The organism is Schaalia sp. lx-260, from assembly GCF_021083645.1.
GTDB lineage: Bacteria > Actinomycetota > Actinomycetes > Actinomycetales > Actinomycetaceae > Pauljensenia.
In genome coordinates this window covers 225,566-243,532 of sequence record NZ_JAJNRQ010000002.1, presented here as the reverse complement: position 1 = coordinate 243,532, position 17,967 = coordinate 225,566, and the positions used below count along the sequence as shown (strand labels likewise).

The following is a 17,967-nucleotide window of genomic DNA, read 5'->3' as shown; positions in this document are numbered from 1 at the left end:
CCATACTGATCGGATCTAAGATGCCTTGCTGCTGAGTCCATCAGAAAGCCCATATACGTCTGTTCCTTAAAGTCACGCTAAAATTCACCTGTGACCACAAGTGAAGAAACCCTAGAAAATTCGACAAATGAGGCTTCGCTCGCGCGTGTACGTGCCCGAAGCGCAGAAATTGAACGCGCAATTGATGAAGATCCCTCACGTTTCAGGATCTTGTCAGGTGATCGTCCCACAGGAAAACTCCATTTAGGGCATTACTTTGGGACTTTACGTAATCGTGTCCTCCTTCAAGAACGCGGCATCGAAACCTGGGTTCTTGTCGCTGACTATCAGGTCATCACTGACCGCGACGGTGTTGGTCCCATTCGTGAGCGTGTTCTTGGACTTGTCGCTGACTATTTAGCTGCAGGCTTAGACCCTGAACGCACAACTATTTTTAATCACTCAGCAATCCCCGCGCTCAATCAACTCATGTTACCTTTCCTCTCATTGGTAACAGAATCTGAACTTCACCGAAATCCGACTGTGAAATCAGAGCTTGAAGCAACCGATGGTCGCGCTATGAGCGGTCTGATGTTGACCTATCCTGTTCATCAAGCTGCCGACATCCTTTTTTGTAAAGCAAATCTTGTACCAGTCGGACAAGACCAATTACCTCACCTCGAACAGACACGTTTAATAGCTCAGCGTTTCGATAAACGTTACGGTCGCGTTAATCCTGAACGGCCTGTTTTCCCCCGTCCTGAAGCCCTGTTATCGCAGGCCCCATTGCTGCTGGGAACTGACGGCAATAAAATGTCTAAGTCCCGTGGGAATACTGTGGAATTAGGGATGACAGCAGACGAAACTGCAAAGATATTAAAGAAAGCAAAAACTGATTCTGAACGAGTGATCACATGGGATCCGCAGAATCGTCCTGAGGTATCTAACCTGCTACTACTCGCCTCTTTAGCCACAGGTGAATCCCCAGAATTGATTGCGCAATCCATTGGGGACAAAGGTGCAGGTGCCTTAAAAATGACGGTCATTGATTCTTTGAATGATCTTTTAGCGCCTTTACGTGCACGTCGTATAGAACTCATCAGCGATGAGGCATATCTGCTTTCCGTTCTTGCACGCGGTAATGAGCGCGCAAACGAGCAAGCGGAAGCAACTCTACGTGAAGTACGTGAAGCAATGTCGATGATCTACTAGCACTCAGCTATTAAGCCACACGATTTTGACGCATATGCCTTGCCCTCTACCAGATGGTGAGGCATATGCGCATAATACGGAGAACACATATCATCTACCGCCATTTTTTGACTTTATGGTCACAACGCCCACAACTGGGCGTAAGACAAGTAGGCTAAGACATGTGAGTGAGAATCTTCTTCCCCGAATTCCCGCAATAGAGTTATTTCCCGTCATTGAAGACGGTCATTTACCCGCCAAAGCCACACAAGGCGAGCCTTTCCCTATTCGCGCCACCATTTTCCGTGAAGGACACGACGCACTGTGTGCTGAGGCCGTCCTCATTGCGCCGGACGGAAGCGAATACTCGCGAACAGTAATGGTTGATATTGCTCCAGGTCTTGACCGTTATGAAGCATGGGTCATGGCAAATGAAACAGGTTCATGGTTTTTCCGTGTAGATACATGGTCTGATCCTTATGCCACATGGCGACACCATGCGACAGTTAAAATTGACGCAAATGTTGATGTAGAACTCATGCTCGAAGAAGGCGCATGTTTAATGGAACGTGCAGCGCAAGGGCAAAGCTTGGGCGTCTCCTCCCCTCACATTCCTCCAGCGGATACTCGTGCGATCTTCCTTGACGCAGCAGAACGCTTACGTGACCAAGCTCTATCCCCACAGCAAAGACTTTCTGCTGGTTTGTCTTCACGTGTTCGTGCCGCTTTCCGTACTTTCCCGTTGCGTGATCTTTGGGATCATACGCGCTTATACCCATTGCGTGTAGCTCGTACAAAAGCACTTGTTGGCTCGTGGTATGAAATATTCCCACGCTCAATAGGTGCCTATCAAGAAGCTGACGGAACATGGATATCTGGAACCTTACGTACCGCAGCATCAGATTTACCGCGTATTGCCTCTATGGGTTTTGACGTGGTGTACCTTACGCCTATTCATCCGATTGGGATGACTCATCGTAAAGGAAAAAATAATACGCTCAAAGCTTCCCCAACGGATCCAGGTTCCCCCTACGGAATCGGATCTTCTGCTGGCGGTCACGACGCTATTCACCCAGACCTAGGGACTTTCACAGATTTTGATGCATTCGTTCAAGCAGCTCATGAGCTCAACCTCGAAGTGGCATTAGATCTTGCTCTCCAATGTTCACCGGATCATCCGTGGGTACACGAACACCCTGACTGGTTCACCACGCGCACAGACGGGTCAATAGCTTACGCTGAAAACCCCCCAAAAAAATATCAAGATATTTACCCCCTGAACTTTGATAACGACCCTGAAGGTATTTATCAGGCCATTCGTGACGTTATTCTGCTATGGATTCAGCATGGTGTTACCATTTTCCGAGTTGATAACCCTCATACAAAGCCCATTAACTTCTGGCAAAAACTCATTGCTGACATACATGACACACATCCTGACATTATTTTCCTTGCAGAGGCATTTACACGTCCCGCAATGATGCGTACCCTCGGCGCAGTCGGATTCGACCAGTCCTACACGTACTTCACATGGCGTCGAACAAAAGAAGAAATTGAAAACTATCTACGTGAAGTTTCCCAGGAAACAGCTCACCTCATGCGCCCCGCATTTTGGCCGACAACGCACGATATCCTCACACCACAAATGTGGGATGGAGGGACAGCCATATTTGCTTTACGCGCCATCCTTGCTGCTACTGGAGCGCCTACATGGGGAATTTACTCCGGTTACGAATGTGTTGAAAACGATAATCGTCCGGGTTTTGAAGAACAAAATAACAACGAAAAGTATGAGTATCGACCACGTGACTGGGCACAAGCAGAAAACACAGGTATCCCCCGTCTATTGGGCCTCCTCAATGCTGCACGAGCAAAACATCCTGCCTTACAGCAGCTCCATGACCTGCGTATTCACGCAACAACGCATCCGGAAATCGTGTGTTTTTCTAAACGAGTTCCCGCTCGCTTTTCTTCAACAGGACAAGCAGATACTGTGATCTGCGTAGTTTCTTTGAACCCATATGACATTGTTGAAGGTGAAATCAGCCTTGACTTAGCTGACCTTGGAATTGAAACTTCTGCAGGAACTTTCCGCGTAATCGACGAACTTGATGGCCATGAATATACGTGGTCTGCGTCAAACTGGGTATCGTTATCACCGTGGACGCGTTTAGGGCACATTATGTCCGTCGAAGCTCCTCCGCATTCTTTTCCGCGTCTGTGAATGAAATTGATAAAAGTGCTTTCAAACATTCGTGTAGATGCACTGATACATCAAGATACTTCCCATCAAAGTAACGGAAAATACCTATTTGCTGGCATACGAACAATTCTGAGGGTCACCACTGGAGAATCCGTATGAGTCAGCCACGTGCACGCTGGCCTTCCCATGATGCACTTGTCACCATAGTGAGGCCGTGGCTCAACACACGTCGCTGGTTTCCTGCGGGGAATGATTCTGCGATAGCAGTCGTATCTTATTGGGAACATATAATTCCTTATGTTTCCAACGATGCTGCCCGAACCTATGTTCTTTCGACAGATCAAGGGTATGTTCAGCTTCCACTCGTGTGTACCCTAAATTGTCCAACTCCGGAGCAGGGTTTTATCACGAAATACGGTGAAATGTATTTAGCTGATGGTCCTGCGCATCCTGCATGGATTACCTCATGGTTTCACGAAGCGACACTGGACTCCTTTGCACCTGCTTTTCTTAAAGCACAGCGAGTACACGCAACTAAATTCCCCTTATCTCCACATGTTCTCAGTGGAGAGCAATCTAATACCTCCGTCTTATTTTCCATTGCTTCTCAACGGATGATTCTCAAGGTTTATCGTGTTCTTTGCGCGGGTTTGCACCCTGACTTGGAGATTGGTGCTGCATTAGCCGCAGCAAAATGGCCACATATTTCCCCGCCGGTGGCACATTCTCTTATCTGCTTCCCTCAGCACAATGGAACAGAAAACACAGCATTGGGAGCACTTATGTGTCCTTTTATTCCTGATGCCACCGATGGTTTCACCTACTTTGTCGATTTAGCGCGCCGTAGAATAGATCCCTTTCCCGCTGCAGAGCGTTTAGGGAAGGTCACAGCGGATATGCACCGTGAATTATGTTCAGCATTAGGACACAGTGAAGCTGCAGATCCCTTAACCCTCAGCAGGCGAATCACATCAGAGCTTGCACTGACCGTTCAAGAAGTTCCGCAATTGGACACGGATCTTTATGAAAAACTTCAAGGCCTCATTGACCCGTTATGTGATATGACGGATATTCCTGTGCTCATGCGAATCCATGGGGATTACCATTTAGGACAAACACTACTGGCAGATCGGTGGTATATCGTCGATTTTGAAGGGGAACCTCTACGTCCCATTGACCAGCGGCGTCGTCCCGATTTAGCTCTGCGTGATGTGGCGGGAATGCTCAGAAGTTTCAGCTATGCGCAAGCACAAGCCCTACGCCAGGAAGATGCTTACTCCGTATCTGCAACACATTCGCATTGGATTACTCAAGCAACACGTGGATTCCTTCAGGGGTACATGCAGGGGAAAAGTTTACGTAGCAGTGAGGAAACCCTGTTAAAAGTACTCATATTAGAAAAAGCTGCATATGAGCTACGATATGAATACCGTATGCGACCGGAGTGGCTTTCTATTCCTTTAGATGCTTTGCGGAACCTCACAGAAAATAAACCGTCTCAAAACAGTGACAGGAATTACACTTTTTAAGCTAAAACGTGGGATGATATGAATATGGACGAGTACACACCGATCAGCGTCGATAATGACTTACTTGACTCTGTAGCTTTTGGCACACATTATCTGCCACACTCAGTACTTGGAGCACATTTAGGTGAATCTTCTGTCACAGTGCGCACAGTACATCACCTGGCTGATGCCGTGGATATCGTGACAAGTACCGCTTCTTATGCGGCAACCCATGAACGTAACGGCGTGTGGGTAGCAGTCCTCCCCATCACGCAAATACCTGACTACCGTGTACGAGTCACATATGGTGACCAAATCGTTATTAAAGATGACCCGTACCGTTTTTTGCCAACCCTCGGTGAAATGGACACATACCTCATTTCAGAGGGACGCCACGAAGAACTCTGGAAAGTCCTGGGCGCACACGTAAAGCACTACAGCGGTGAAATGGGTGAAGTAGACGGTGTAGCTTTCGCAGTATGGGCACCAAATGCCCGTGCTGTGCGTGTCGTCGGTGATTTTAACTACTGGGATGGAACCGCCACAGCTATGCGTTCCTTGGGATCTTCCGGAGTCTGGGAAATTTTCATTCCCGGCATCGGAGTTGGTGCGCGATATAAGTTTGAAATTCAAGGTCCTGCCGGAAACTGGTTCCAAAAAGCCGATCCACTGGCACGCGCCACGGAAATCCCCCCAGCCACCGCCTCGGTAGTCACTGATCTGCACCATCATTGGGAAGATGACCAATGGATGCGTACACGCACAGAGACAAACCCTCATAAGAAACCCATGTCGATCTATGAAGTACATGTAGGGTCATGGCGGCAAGGCTTAGGGTACCGAGGCTTAGCTGATGAGCTTGTCCCCTACCTCAAAGATATGGGATTCACGCATGTTGAATTTATGCCCGTAGCTGAGCACCCATTCGGTGGTTCTTGGGGATACCAAGTCACTTCTTACTATGCGCCTACCGCGCGATACGGTACCCCTGATGATTTCCGCTACCTCATTGATCGCTTACATCAAGCAGGTATCGGTGTGATCTTAGATTGGGTTCCAGCGCATTTCCCGAAAGACGAGTGGGCTTTAGCGCGCTTTGATGGAACACCGTTATATGAAGACCCAGATCCCATGCGAGGTGAACATCCTGATTGGGGCACATATGTCTTTAATTTTGGGCGACGCGAGGTACGAAATTTCCTCGTAGCGAATGCCTTGTACTGGCTGGAAGAATTCCATATTGATGGTCTACGTGTAGATGCCGTCGCGTCAATGTTGTACTTGGATTATTCGCGTAAAGACGGCCAGTGGCGTCCCAATCAGTATGGGGGGCGCGAACATCTAGAAGCAATCGAATTCTTGCAAGAAGCAAATGCGACAGCATACCGCTCTCACCCAGGTATCGTTATGATTGCTGAAGAATCGACGGCGTGGCCCGGCGTGACTGCACCTACTTCTTCAGGTGGTCTTGGTTTTGGTATTAAATGGAATATGGGGTGGATGAATGACACCTTACGTTATATGCGTGAGGATCCTGTCAATCGTCGCTGGCATCACGGTGAGCTGACATTCTCTTTGGTTTATGCTTTCTCGGAGAATTATGTTCTCCCTCTTTCGCATGATGAAGTTGTCCATGGGAAAGGTTCTCTTTTCAACAAGATGCCTGGTGATACGTGGCAAAAACATGCGGGTATGCGTTCTCTTTTTGCCTATCAGTGGGCGCATCCGGGCAAGCAACTATTGTTCATGGGGCAAGAATTCGCTCAGGAACAAGAATGGATGGAAGCCTATTCCTTGGATTGGTGGCTATCTGATCGCCCCGAGAATTCTGGAGTTCAACGCCTTGTTGCTCATCTCAATAATGTGTATGCCTCACGTCCAGCATTATGGGATGACGATTACACAGGTTTTGAGTGGCTTGATGCCTCTGATGGTGACCATAATGTTATTTCTTTCCTGCGTAAAGGCGAAGATACGGATGGTAAGACACGTGTTATGGTCTGCGTATCGAATTTTGCAGGTACACCGCACGAATCCTACCGAGTCGCTTTACCTTTCAGTGGTGAGTGGACAGAGGTTGTCAATACCGACGATGTTGCTTTCGGCGGTTCAGGTGTAACAAATATCGGGCCAATCGTAGCGGAGAATATTCCGTGGAATGGACGTCCAGCTTCCGTAGAGTTGCGCATACCACCTCTGGGTGCGATTTGGCTTGAGCCTAAGGAAAACAAGTAGTTTCCATTTGAGTTAAGACGCGGGTTTGATTGGATTCTCTGTATCAGCCCGCGTCTTTGCTTTATGCTGTTTCCCTTCTTCGATCCTTTGTTCCTCTGCTTTTCCTCCCGCACCCCTTTGCTGCTCTAAAGCTCCCTCCATCCTTTCTGTTTTTCCTTTTCTGCTACCCGAAAGTAGTTTTCATGCACATTGAGCAGCCATCCACACTCTTATGGTGCAGCAAAACAACTGTGGGGAATAGGAAAGAGAATAGTAAAAGAGCACAGAAGAAAAGACTAAAAGGACACATTCACATTCACTACGTGTTAAGTGCCCACCATAAATGCTCAACAAACTGCTGATCGCCAGAATCATTCACCGAAAAAGCTCTGCGTATGCCTGCCGGCCCAAAACCAGCACTGCGTAAGAAACGAATATAAGACTCATCATCAGCATTTACCCAGACTCGTAAAGCCTTCGCTTGAGTAACATCAACAAGTGCCGCTAAAAGTCTTGATCCATGTCCGCTCCGCTGAAATGCGCGCTCAACCCATAGATTCACTATTTCTGTACCTTGTGGAATAGAAAGGTGTTTTCCAGTTCCGACAGTATTTTCATGTATTTCTTGTGCTGGGACGCATGAAGCAAAACCTACAATCCGGAACCCATGTATAGCAACAAGCGTATAACACCCATCAGGAGCTTCCTGCGTAAGAGTTTGTTCCCATTGAGCATGTAATTGTTCGTAAGAAGGTACTAAAGGATGAGAGGCTCCAAAGAGCGCATGAAAAACAGTTTCATGAATGTACGCAATATCTGCTGCATCTTTAAGCGTTGCTGGACGCACACTTTTACGTAAATCGTCCCCAGTGGCCTGTTCAATACTCATATTCATATATTCATCAGCGTATCAAGGCCCACAGTCAGTCCAGGAAAGTCAGCAACCCGTCGAATTCCTAATAAAACGCCCGGCATGAAACTTGTTCGATCAAAGCAATCCGTACGGATAGTCATTTGTTCTCCGAGATTTCCTAAAAGGATTTCCTCATGAGCAGTCAAACCACGTAAACGTACAGCATGAACGGGAATTCCCTCAACTACAGCACCCCGACTACCTAAAGGATCTTTTTCTGTGGCATCAGGAATAGGAGGACACTCTGCGTTCTTCCGAGCTTGAGCAATCACGTGTGCAGTATGTACAGCAGTTCCAGAGGGAGCATCAACTTTTGCAGGATGATGCTTCTCAATAATTTCAACAGACTCAAAATAGGGAGCTGCCATCGCCGCAAACTTCATTGCAAGAACAGCTGACAAAGCAAAGTTGGGGGCGATAAGAACACTACAATCCACAGCTTCAGCATGATTGCGAACCCTATCTAAAGATTCTGCAGTCCAACCCGTTGTACCGACAACTGCGTGTATTCCAGCTTCGAGAACAGCATGCACATTCTGTTCGGTTACCGACGGAACAGTGAAATCCACAGCGACATCTGCTCCGTTAAGTGTTTCAGCATTGACCGGTTGCTGAGCATCAATGCTGGCAACAAGTGTCATATCCGGTGCGGCTGTTACTGCACTCACAACAGTGCTTCCCATACGTCCTTGAGCGCCGATGACAGCAACTTTCTTCATTCATTCAGCCTTTCCTTGCATAAAACACCCAGTCACCGCAGAAAATTTCCTTCACTATTTTCGCGTAAAATTTTCTCTCATGCTTATCTGCCCGTAAGCCAAGTGTAGGAGTATCTCTTTCGCCTCAATGAGAATCATGGTTTCGGCAAAACTAAAGCACGCGATCGAGGTAAGCTCGCTAACTCAGCGGCTAGCTCACGTACCTGATCGGCTGTTACCTCATGAATTGCTTCTAAAGCATGCGCGACTGTACGATAACGCCCATTCACCTCGGCTCGCCCTAAACGTGACATCCGCGCCCACGGAGATTCCATGCCAAGCGCTAAAGAACCGCGCACCTGGCCTCGCACACGAATAAGTTCATCCTGAGTTGGCCCCGTAGCTGCAAGTTCCTCTAATTGCCCGATCATAACGCTTTCCACTTCATCAACCCGTGACGGCGAAGTACCTGCATACATTCCAAAAGCTCCCGCATCCGAGTAGGCTGCATCAAAAGCATAGGTCGTATACGCTAAGCCACGTTTTTCACGTACTTCTTGGAATAAACGCGAGGACATTGAGCCTCCCAAAATAGTGAGAAGCACATTCATCACAGGCCGCCGTTCATCGTCACCACGCATTGAGGGACATCCAATAATCACATGTGCTTGTTCCACCTCACGGTAACGTATCTCCTCTCCTGTCCCCTGTAAGTTTTGTAGAGGATTCGTTGAGCGACGCGGACGAGGCAATGAGGGTGTGGTCATACGATCAGCCCACGTCGAATGCGCGAGACTATCCTCAATGAGCCGAACAATCGCCTGATGGTCAACATTCCCTGATGCAGCAACTACCAAATTATCCGGACCGTAGGTTGTCTGATAGTGCTCCCACACGTCTTCACGTCCCACCGCTCGAATAGCATCCGCTGTACCTCCCACTGGACGTCCAAGAGGGGTGTCACCGTGAATAGCGTGCTGAAAAGCCTCATGAACAATATCCGTTGGGCTGTCCTCATTCATCGCCAGTTCATCAAGGATAACGCCTCGTTCTACCTCAAATTCTGTTGGGTCAATCAAAGAATCAGAAAGCATATCCATAAGGACACTCGTAGCCATCGGAGCATCTTCATCTACCACTCGCGCCCAGTACGAAGTAGTTTCTTTCCCTGTTTCCGCATTTGATTCCCCACCAACAGAATCGAATGCCACCGCTATATCTAAAGCCGTGCGAGTATGTGTCCCCTTAAACAGCAGATGTTCCAGAAAGTGCGTTGATCCCCCATGCTCTGGTTTTTCATCACGCGAACCTACAGGAACCCATAAGCCAATACTTGCGCTACGTGTCGCCGGAACATGCTGAGTAACAATACGGGTACCGCACTCTAAAATTGTGCGTTCAACACGCGTATCCCCATCATTAAATTCACTTGTGTAACGCTGAGGCAGGGTGGGAAACGGCAAAGAAATTTCAGTCATACTCACCGGATTAGTTTAACTGTTATACCTCAGCGCAGGCATGCCGGCACAGATAGGGTGTGAATATATGTGTAGAAGCGCATAAGAAAATAATTTCACTCATAAAATATCTATGATAAATAGACCTACATATACTCTAACAAGGTGTAATATTTACACGGTTCCTTAAAATTTTCCTATCAACCTGTAAGGAGAACCTATGAGCAGTTCAGACGGATTTCTTCCTCCACCATCTGATAATGCATCTGCCCCTCTAACTACCCCCCCCCACTACCTGAGCAAGGAGCGAACAATGTGTCGCCCGCGCCTAGCGCGCCGGTAGGTCAAGAACTTCAGCAGCCCATTGCCTCGCCTGTAGGACTTCAGCTTCGCGCCATTGGAACTTCTGAAGCTTTCGTAACACTTGGCTTCCTTTTAGGCGCTGTCATGCTTACCGCTTTCCTGAGTGCGCTTTTCGTTACCCTCGGTTTTAGCCTACCTTTCAGCACCATTTTCCCAATGATCGGTTATATTCTGGGAAGTGGAGCTAGCTTATCTGTTGGTTCTGGCTTTTTATCGGCCTCAGTGGGTGTGTCATTCTTCATTATGCCTCTAACGACTTTCGTCGTTATTGTATTTTTGACATACCTTATTGCTCGTTTCCGTTTCACACACGATGGACTTATCGCACAAACAACCCCTATAGCTGTGCGCTCACTGGCAGAAAGTGCCATCATTGCACTGATTACGGTTTTACTTTCTTTTGTATTGAATAAACTTGGCGGCACCACAGCTCAAATTCTGGGTAATCTGGCCTCTGCGTCGCTGGATCCGCGTTATTTCCTCGAATTTTTCTCTCTCGTCTGTGTCCTAAGCGCTACGCTTTTCTTGACACGTAGTCATTTCTTAGGATTACAGTGGCGTCCAGCATGGTTCATTCGCATGTGCACAGAAACCGTTCACAGCACCCTTGTTTTTGGAATTGTTTACGTTGCTATTTCTGTCCTGACAACCTTGTACTTAAGCTTTGAGAGCGGATCATTCCTCATCGCCTTGGCCTTCATCGTATTTTTGCCAAATCAGGTGTGCAGCTTACTGGGCCTGAGCTTCCTTGGCGGGATTGAAATTAATCTCCCCATGTCAGAGCTTAAAAACATACCTATGCTTGATGGAGTATTAAAAATTCCACGCGAATTCCGATCACTCCCCGAAGCTATCCACGCATGGGATTTTCCCTATGGACTGGGCTACGTGTTGATTCTTGTGGCGCTTATATGTCTGCTTGCAGCAGCACTTCGAGTAGGTCTGCGACGTGAGCGAAGTTCAGGTATCCATTGGAATCGCGTGTGGCAATTACCAGTAGCTGCTACCACCCTCTGGTTTATTTTTGCCGTAGTACTCTCTAGTATCCGTTTATCGTTCATAGGTATTTCGGCCTCTGTAGGTGTGAGTTTTGCCTCCGTCATCGTAGTTGCTTTTGCTTTCCTTGGTCTCTCAATTCTTGCAGAAGTTCTCCCCATGTTCTGTGCACAAAATGCGCTCGGCCTACTGACCTTCGTAGGCGGACGTGGACAGTATGCTGTCTGGGCACAAAGCTATATTCCCGCACCAGTAGCTCCCACAACTACTACCGCAGCTATGGGGACAACAATTCCTCAAGCGACAACTGTAATGACACCTCCTCCACCGATATCGAACATTTCAGAGTCAGCCCCTCCCGCCACACCTATGACAGAAACAGCTCAGGTGGAAACAATTCCTGTTGTTTCCGCTCCTTCAGTACCAGCACAACCACCAGCACCAGCAGTAGCGCCTTTGCCTGTAGTATCACTACCTCGCACGCCAATGTCTGCACAAAAGAAACGCAAGATTGTACTTGCCGCCTCAGTGATTGGTGTTCTCACTGTGCTCTGTGTTGGTGCTGTTATTGCTCTGAATATCGTGAATAGTATGCGAACAGCAGAACAACCTGTACGTCAATATCTTGAAGCAATTGCGAAAGGTGATGCTGAGACAGCTTTAAGTATCGCTGATCCAGGAATCCGAAATGACGAACGTGTACTGCTAACAAACGATGTACTGGCGCATAGTTCAGCTCATATCGAAATTGTTAATATCCACGTAGAAAATGCTGCTGCTTCAAACGAAACATCACAACATGTGACTGCAACACTCGCTCTTGATGGCGAACAATTCACGCAGTTCTTTGAAGCTCAACCCGGTCCAAAAGAATTCGGACTCCTGCGCACTTGGAAGCTCAAAGCACCTGAACTTAAGCGGATAGACATCAGAGCGGAAGGGTTCTCAGAAGTACTTATTGGTGGTACCACTGTTAAAGCACGCAAGAATCTGTCATTGCCGTTGTTCCCGGGCATTTACACAGTATCGGGAGTAGCTAATGACTATATTCAGTCTGATGAAAAAACTCTCCGCGTACTTGATGCCTTCTCAAAGGATGATTATGTCTCGATTGAACCAAAAGCCACTGAATCTTTTGAAAAACTCCTTCTAGAGAAAGCGAATGAGTTAGTTAAATCATGTTCGACAGTTGGGGGTAACCTTGATGAACGTTGTCCTTACCGTGTACAAAGCAAGAACTTAAGCACGCTTGAGCTTGGGAGCCTCGCAAAGAAAATTGCTGACATTGATTTTTCAATGGGAAGGTTTGAGTCCAGCGAAGCTGACATCATCACTCGTTACTCATCTTCATCGTCGGATCAACATAATCGATTCCGCGTAGTAGGCACTTTTGATCTCAGTAATCCAACAAAACCTGAGATCACTATTACGGATGCCTTCTGACCAATCTGAAGTGGCAGAGTAACACCGTGGTGGTGCTCCCTGAAAGCATGAGGAGTAAAGAAAAAGTTCTTGTTTCTCCCCTGTTTTCAGGGAGCACCTGTTTACCCATCACGTAAAGATCCTCATATAAAATACAGCTCGTGAGCTTTTTTGGGCTTACTCGGCTTATAAATACCCGATTGTATTTTGCGTTATGTGCAATAGTTTTCTTCATCCCCACCATTGTTTATAGAGTGAATAATAAGTATTATTCACTTGTTACTGAAAGTAATTAAAAGGAATAGTATATGAGTACCTACAGAACACAAAGCGAAACCGAAGCAGACGGGGATATTCTCAACGCGGATTGCCCTTCACGTACTGTCCTTCGTCATGTCACCGACCGATGGGCACCAATGATTATCACTGTGCTGAGTCAAGAAAACACGGTTCGTTTCACGCAGCTCAAAGATTTCATCGGCGGAATCTCTGGAAAAGTACTGACAGAAACACTGCGCTCCATGGAACGCGATGGCCTCATACACCGCGAAGTTATTCCAACTATTCCACCCCGAGTTAATTATTCCCTCACCAATTTAGGACACTCAGTCGTAGAACCTATCCAAGCACTTCGCCACTGGGCAGAAAAACATGTCACAATCATCGAACAGCATAGAGAAAAATACGACGCTCAAACAGTCAAGTAAACAGCACGCGCTTGAGAAAAGTATCTAACGAAAACCCTACACATACATGATATAACTGTAACAATATTGTGTATCTGTACCTGATGCAGAATATAAAGGAAACCGAGATGAACAATACGTTCATCTCGGTTTCACCACTTATGAGACTATTTTGCTCTGCTACCGTCACACTAGTGCGTAATGGCAGCTTTAAGCAGCAGTATCATTCCTGCACTGACTCATCAGCAGAATTTCCGCCATCTTCATCTTCACGACGACGGCGAGTACGTGTGCGAGGACGACGCTCACGACGATCTGTGCGGTCACGACGTTCACGGCGTGCCGGGCGCGCAGAAGTTTCAGATTCTGTATCAGCAGAAACTTCTTCAGCCGCTACCTCACCTTCAACAACAGCATGCAAAGACAATTTGCCGCGATCACCAATTTCAGCGATCTCTACCTCAACCTGTTGTCCTACCTGAAGAACATCATCCACAGATTCAATGCGTTTACCACCCACAAGCCTACGGACCTGTGAAATATGGAGTAAACCATCCTTACCTGGGGTCAAGGAAATGAAAGCACCGAAAGACGTTGTTTTCACAACAGTCCCCACAAAGCGCTCCCCTACCTCAGGCATTTGCGGATTAGCGATCTGATTGACCACGGCGCGAGCAGCTTCAGCAGCCTCACCCGTAGAAGCACCAATGTACACTGTTCCATCATCTTCAATGGTCAGATCAGCACCGGTATCTTCCTGAATCTGGTTAATCATCTTCCCCTTAGGGCCGATCACTTCGCCAATCTTATCGACAGGAATCTGAACCGTGATAATACGAGGAGCATGAGGGCTCATCTCATCTGGAGAATCAATGGCTTGCTCCATGAAATCAAGAATCGCGATACGTGCATCACGAGCTTGAGCTAAAGCCGCACGCAGAACCTGAGAGTCAATACCATCAAGCTTTGTATCCAACTGTAAAGCAGTGATGAACTGACGAGTACCAGCTACCTTGAAGTCCATATCTCCGAAGCCGTCTTCTGCTCCCAAGATATCAGTCAAAGTAACAGCTTTTTGTACGCCATCAACTTCACCTGTCATTAAGCCCATAGCAATACCAGCCACGGGCGCGCGCAAAGGAACGCCAGCTTGCAACATGGATAATGTTGATGCACACACAGAACCCATAGAGGTAGAGCCATTCGAACCCAAGGCCTCAGATACCTGACGAATAGCGTAAGGGAAATCTTCACGCGAAGGAATCACTGGACGAAGCGCACGCTCTGCCAAATCACCATGTCCGATTTCACGACGCTTTGGTGAACCGACACGCCCAGTTTCCCCTGTCGAGAAGGGGGGGAAGTTATACTGGTGCATATAACGCTTTGCAGTAATTGGCGACAAGTTATCCAACTGCTGTTCCATACGGAGCATTGCCAAAGTGGTAACGCCAAGGATCTGAGTTTCACCACGCTGGAATAAAGCCGAACCATGTACACGCGGAAGAACTTCAACTTCAGCAGCTAACGAACGAATCTGACGAGGAGTACGACCGTCCATACGTATTTCTTCACGCAAAGTACGATTACGAATCGTTGATTTCTCCAAAGAACGGAAAGCCGCTTTCAGATCTTTTTCAGCCTCAGGGAAACGCTCCTCCAAAGCAGCCAACATATCACTTTTTACTGCTTCAACAGCTTCATCACGAGCCAATTTTCCTTCAGTAAGCAAAGCAGCAGCAAGCTTATCGCCCACCCATTCTTCAACAGCAGCGTATTCCTCATCAGTGTAGTCAAAAAACAATGGGAATTCCGCGGTTTCTTTCGAGGCGCGCTGAGCAACCTCAATTTGTGCCTCACACAGTACACGAATAAATGGTTTCGCAGCTTCTAAACCATCAGCTACTACATCTTCGGTAGGAGCCATTGCACCGGCTTGAATGAGATCCCATTCATTGTCACCGCCACCGGCTTCCACCATCATGATCGCCACGTCGTCACTGCCATCCTCAGCAGTCACAATACGGCCAGCAACAACAATGTTAAAGACTGAACGCTCCATTTCTGACCAGCGTGGGAAAGCAACCCACTGGTCATCAATCAGAGCAAGACGTGTGCCACCAATTGGGCCAGTAAAAGGAAGGCCCGCAATTTGTGTTGACATAGACGCCGCATTGATTGCGAGAACATCGTAAGCATCATCTGGATGCACAGCGAGCACGGTTTCGTGCACCTGAACTTCATTACGCAAACCTTTGACGAAACCTGGGCGTAACGGACGATCAATCAGACGTGCAGCCAGAATAGCTTCAGTTCCGGGACGTCCTTCACGACGGAAAAAAGACCCAGGAATACGACCAGCAGCATAGGAACGTTCTTCCACATCAACAGTAAGCGGGAAGAAATCAAACTGATCTTTCGGCTGTTTTCCAACAGTTGTGGCAGACAAAATCGCAGTTTCGTCATCCAAATAGGCCATAGCCGACCCTGCAGCTTGTTTCGCCAGTCGGCCAGTTTCAAAACGCACAACACGTTTTCCGAAACGACCATTATCAATAATCGCTTCTGCAGCAACAATTTCGTTGCTTTCCATCATCAAGATTCTCCTTTTCGTGATGGTGACGTTTGCAGCGTCGGCCTTCGATCGAAGCCCACGGACATCACTTTCTTACTACCCCATATAAATGAGGCGGTAAAGTCCGTAAGCCACTGTCGAAAACCGTCAGCTCAAGGCAAACGCAATTTTCATACGTAATGCATATCTGTTTGTCAGCACGTGCTTAAACTAAAACATGCACAGATAGGCAGAGGGAACAAACCGGCCCGCTCCCCTTGGGATCGGGCCGGTTGTATGTCAGCGACGCAGGCCGAGACGTTCAATGAGCGAACGGTAACGCTCAATATCAATTTCAGCCAGATAGCCAAGCAAACGACGGCGACGACCAACCAGAAGCAGCAAACCGCGACGGGAATGATGGTCATGCGTGTGATGCTTGAAGTGTTCGGTCAGATCCTTAATACGCTGAGTCAGCAGCGCGACCTGTACCTCAGGAGAGCCAGTGTCACCCTCATGAGTACCGTATTCGGCAATAATCTTGTCTTTTACTTCCTTTGCTAAGGGCATAGGACTCTCCTCTGTTCGTTGCACGGAGCAACAGGGCGATTCCCTGCAGCATACAATCCGTGGCCGTCATGACGGCCTTTCTATGGTACATGAGCAAGTTTTGCGAATAAAAGTACACATCCCATGAAAGCGACTTTTTTCCTGTGGGATCGGGCACTTTTCAGCTTCAGCACCTAAAAGCGGCCAGCAGTTACCTGAGATGGATCCACGCGACCCGTCACCCCAATACCAAGAACAGCAGCCGTTGAACGCAAATCCTCATCCATCTGTGCCAATAGAGTAGGCACCGAATCAAAAGTACACATCGACCGGATACGTGAAACAAAAGTGACAGCCACGTCCTCACCATACAAATCCAAGTCAGAACGCCCCAACACATGTGCTTCAACCGTGCGTTCACGCCCTAAAAACTGTGGATTTGTCCCCACCGAAATCGCAGATGGCAAAAATTCTGCAGCGTAGGTATCAGGCACACGCCGCACAAGCCACCCCGCATACACGCCATCACCAGGAACCACGCCCTCAATATTCGAACACAAATTTGCCGTAGGAAAACCGAGCTCACGACCTCTTTTATGCCCATGCTCAACAGTGCCACGAATACGATGCAAATGTCCCAAAACTCGCGCAGCACCAGATACATCACCAATAGCCAGTAATTCCCGAACCCACGACGATGACCAACGCCGCCCCTCAGGAGCCTCAATATCAGTCACCATGACAACATCAAAATCATCATTGCGCCCAAGAGCACGCAATGTATCAACCGTTCCTGAATTTCCTTGGCCAAAACGGAAATCCTCACCCACAACAACTTCTGCCACACCTAAAGCATCCACAAGATAATGTTTCACAAAATCTTGCGGACTTAGCACGTACACACTGGCGTCATAGTGAACCACAAGGGTCCCATCAAGACCGGTTGCTGCCATCGCGTCAAGCCTGTCGCGGAGAGGCTCAATTAACTGCATACTGCTGTCTGGCTGATGAACTTTCCGTGGATGCGGATCAAAAGTTAAAGCAACAGAATGCACACCACGTTTGCGCGCACGTTCAACACATGTCGCAATAACTTTCTTATGTCCCAAATGCATGCCATCAAAATTACCGATCGTGACGACAGCACTTATCCCTGCGGGCACCTGCGATAAATCCGTCCAGACTTCCATAAGTTCTCATTCCATCCACTATTGCATGAGGCCATCCGTCACCC

The 17,967-nt window shown here is 47.8% G+C and carries 12 protein-coding genes; 6 read left to right on the top strand and 6 right to left on the bottom strand.

Features of this window, described 5'->3' with window-relative positions; genetic code table 11:
- The first annotated feature begins 90 nt into the window (after positions 1–90).
- From trpS to glgB, 4 genes are all read left to right on the top strand, one after another.
- Positions 91–1,191, top strand: coding sequence for a tryptophan--tRNA ligase (trpS, locus tag LRP57_RS03015; RefSeq protein WP_231204998.1), 1,101 nt, complete (start codon positions 91–93; stop codon positions 1,189–1,191).
- Between the two features lie 163 nt (positions 1,192–1,354).
- Complete coding sequence (locus tag LRP57_RS03010) at positions 1,355–3,394, top strand: alpha-1,4-glucan--maltose-1-phosphate maltosyltransferase (protein ID WP_231204996.1); 2,040 nt, start codon at positions 1,355–1,357, stop codon at positions 3,392–3,394.
- Positions 3,395–3,528: 134 nt separating this feature from the next.
- Positions 3,529–4,902: a hypothetical protein gene (locus LRP57_RS03005; RefSeq protein ID WP_231204994.1), complete on the top strand. Its 1,374-nt coding sequence runs from the start codon at positions 3,529–3,531 to the stop codon at positions 4,900–4,902.
- 24 nt (positions 4,903–4,926) lie between these two features.
- The gene (gene glgB / locus LRP57_RS03000) at positions 4,927–7,116 is read left to right on the top strand and encodes a 1,4-alpha-glucan branching protein GlgB (RefSeq protein WP_442984703.1); all 2,190 of its coding nucleotides are present in this window, start codon (positions 4,927–4,929) and stop codon (positions 7,114–7,116) included.
- 298 nt (positions 7,117–7,414) lie between these two features.
- Here glgB and LRP57_RS02995 read toward each other — a convergent pair whose 3' ends face one another.
- The 3 genes from LRP57_RS02995 to LRP57_RS02985 form a co-directional block, all read right to left on the bottom strand.
- The gene (locus LRP57_RS02995; protein ID WP_231204990.1) at positions 7,415–7,984 is read right to left on the bottom strand and encodes a GNAT family N-acetyltransferase; all 570 of its coding nucleotides are present in this window, start codon (positions 7,982–7,984) and stop codon (positions 7,415–7,417) included.
- A gap of 2 nt (positions 7,985–7,986) precedes the next feature.
- Entirely contained in the window at positions 7,987–8,727 is a 741-nt protein-coding gene (gene dapB / locus LRP57_RS02990) for a 4-hydroxy-tetrahydrodipicolinate reductase (protein WP_231204987.1), read from the bottom strand.
- Positions 8,728–8,861: 134 nt separating this feature from the next.
- A complete protein-coding gene (locus LRP57_RS02985) occupies positions 8,862–10,184 on the bottom strand; it encodes a M16 family metallopeptidase (protein ID WP_231205236.1) in 1,323 nt (440 codons plus the stop codon).
- A 294-nt stretch (positions 10,185–10,478) separates the two neighbouring features.
- Here LRP57_RS02985 and LRP57_RS02980 point away from each other — a divergent pair, with 294 nt between their 5' ends.
- Together LRP57_RS02980 and LRP57_RS02975 are read left to right on the top strand one after the other, a co-directional pair.
- Positions 10,479–12,965: a hypothetical protein gene (locus LRP57_RS02980; protein WP_231204985.1), complete on the top strand. Its 2,487-nt coding sequence runs from the start codon at positions 10,479–10,481 to the stop codon at positions 12,963–12,965.
- Positions 12,966–13,252: 287 nt separating this feature from the next.
- Complete coding sequence (locus LRP57_RS02975) at positions 13,253–13,651, top strand: winged helix-turn-helix transcriptional regulator (RefSeq protein ID WP_231204983.1); 399 nt, start codon at positions 13,253–13,255, stop codon at positions 13,649–13,651.
- 202 nt (positions 13,652–13,853) lie between these two features.
- On the opposite strand, the gene LRP57_RS02970 is transcribed toward LRP57_RS02975, so the two are convergent.
- The 3 genes from LRP57_RS02970 to LRP57_RS02960 form a co-directional block, all read right to left on the bottom strand.
- Positions 13,854–16,226, bottom strand: coding sequence for a polyribonucleotide nucleotidyltransferase (locus LRP57_RS02970; protein ID WP_231204981.1), 2,373 nt, complete (start codon positions 16,224–16,226; stop codon positions 13,854–13,856).
- Positions 16,227–16,484: 258 nt separating this feature from the next.
- Positions 16,485–16,754: a 30S ribosomal protein S15 gene (rpsO, locus tag LRP57_RS02965; protein ID WP_231204979.1), complete on the bottom strand. Its 270-nt coding sequence runs from the start codon at positions 16,752–16,754 to the stop codon at positions 16,485–16,487.
- 173 nt (positions 16,755–16,927) lie between these two features.
- Positions 16,928–17,923, bottom strand: a complete 996-nt coding sequence (locus LRP57_RS02960) for a bifunctional riboflavin kinase/FAD synthetase (RefSeq protein ID WP_231204976.1) — start codon at positions 17,921–17,923, stop codon at positions 16,928–16,930.
- Positions 17,924–17,967 lie beyond the last annotated feature (44 nt).

What these genes read in the sequence shown, in the direction of transcription:
- LRP57_RS03005 (WP_231204994.1), top strand. Translation starts at nt 3,529, where the DNA reads ATGAGTCAGCCACGTGCACGCTGGCCTTCCCATGATGCACTTGTCACC.
- LRP57_RS02960 (WP_231204976.1), bottom strand. Translation starts at nt 17,923, where the DNA reads ATGGAAGTCTGGACGGATTTATCGCAGGTGCCCGCAGGGATAAGTGCT.
- dapB (WP_231204987.1), bottom strand. Translation starts at nt 8,727, where the DNA reads ATGAAGAAAGTTGCTGTCATCGGCGCTCAAGGACGTATGGGAAGCACT.
- LRP57_RS02975 (WP_231204983.1), top strand. Translation starts at nt 13,253, where the DNA reads ATGAGTACCTACAGAACACAAAGCGAAACCGAAGCAGACGGGGATATT.
- LRP57_RS02970 (WP_231204981.1), bottom strand. Translation starts at nt 16,226, where the DNA reads ATGATGGAAAGCAACGAAATTGTTGCTGCAGAAGCGATTATTGATAAT.
- LRP57_RS02985 (WP_231205236.1), bottom strand. Translation starts at nt 10,184, where the DNA reads ATGACTGAAATTTCTTTGCCGTTTCCCACCCTGCCTCAGCGTTACACA.
- rpsO (WP_231204979.1), bottom strand. Translation starts at nt 16,754, where the DNA reads ATGCCCTTAGCAAAGGAAGTAAAAGACAAGATTATTGCCGAATACGGT.
- LRP57_RS02995 (WP_231204990.1), bottom strand. Translation starts at nt 7,984, where the DNA reads ATGAGTATTGAACAGGCCACTGGGGACGATTTACGTAAAAGTGTGCGT.
- glgB (WP_442984703.1), top strand. Translation starts at nt 4,927, where the DNA reads ATGGACGAGTACACACCGATCAGCGTCGATAATGACTTACTTGACTCT.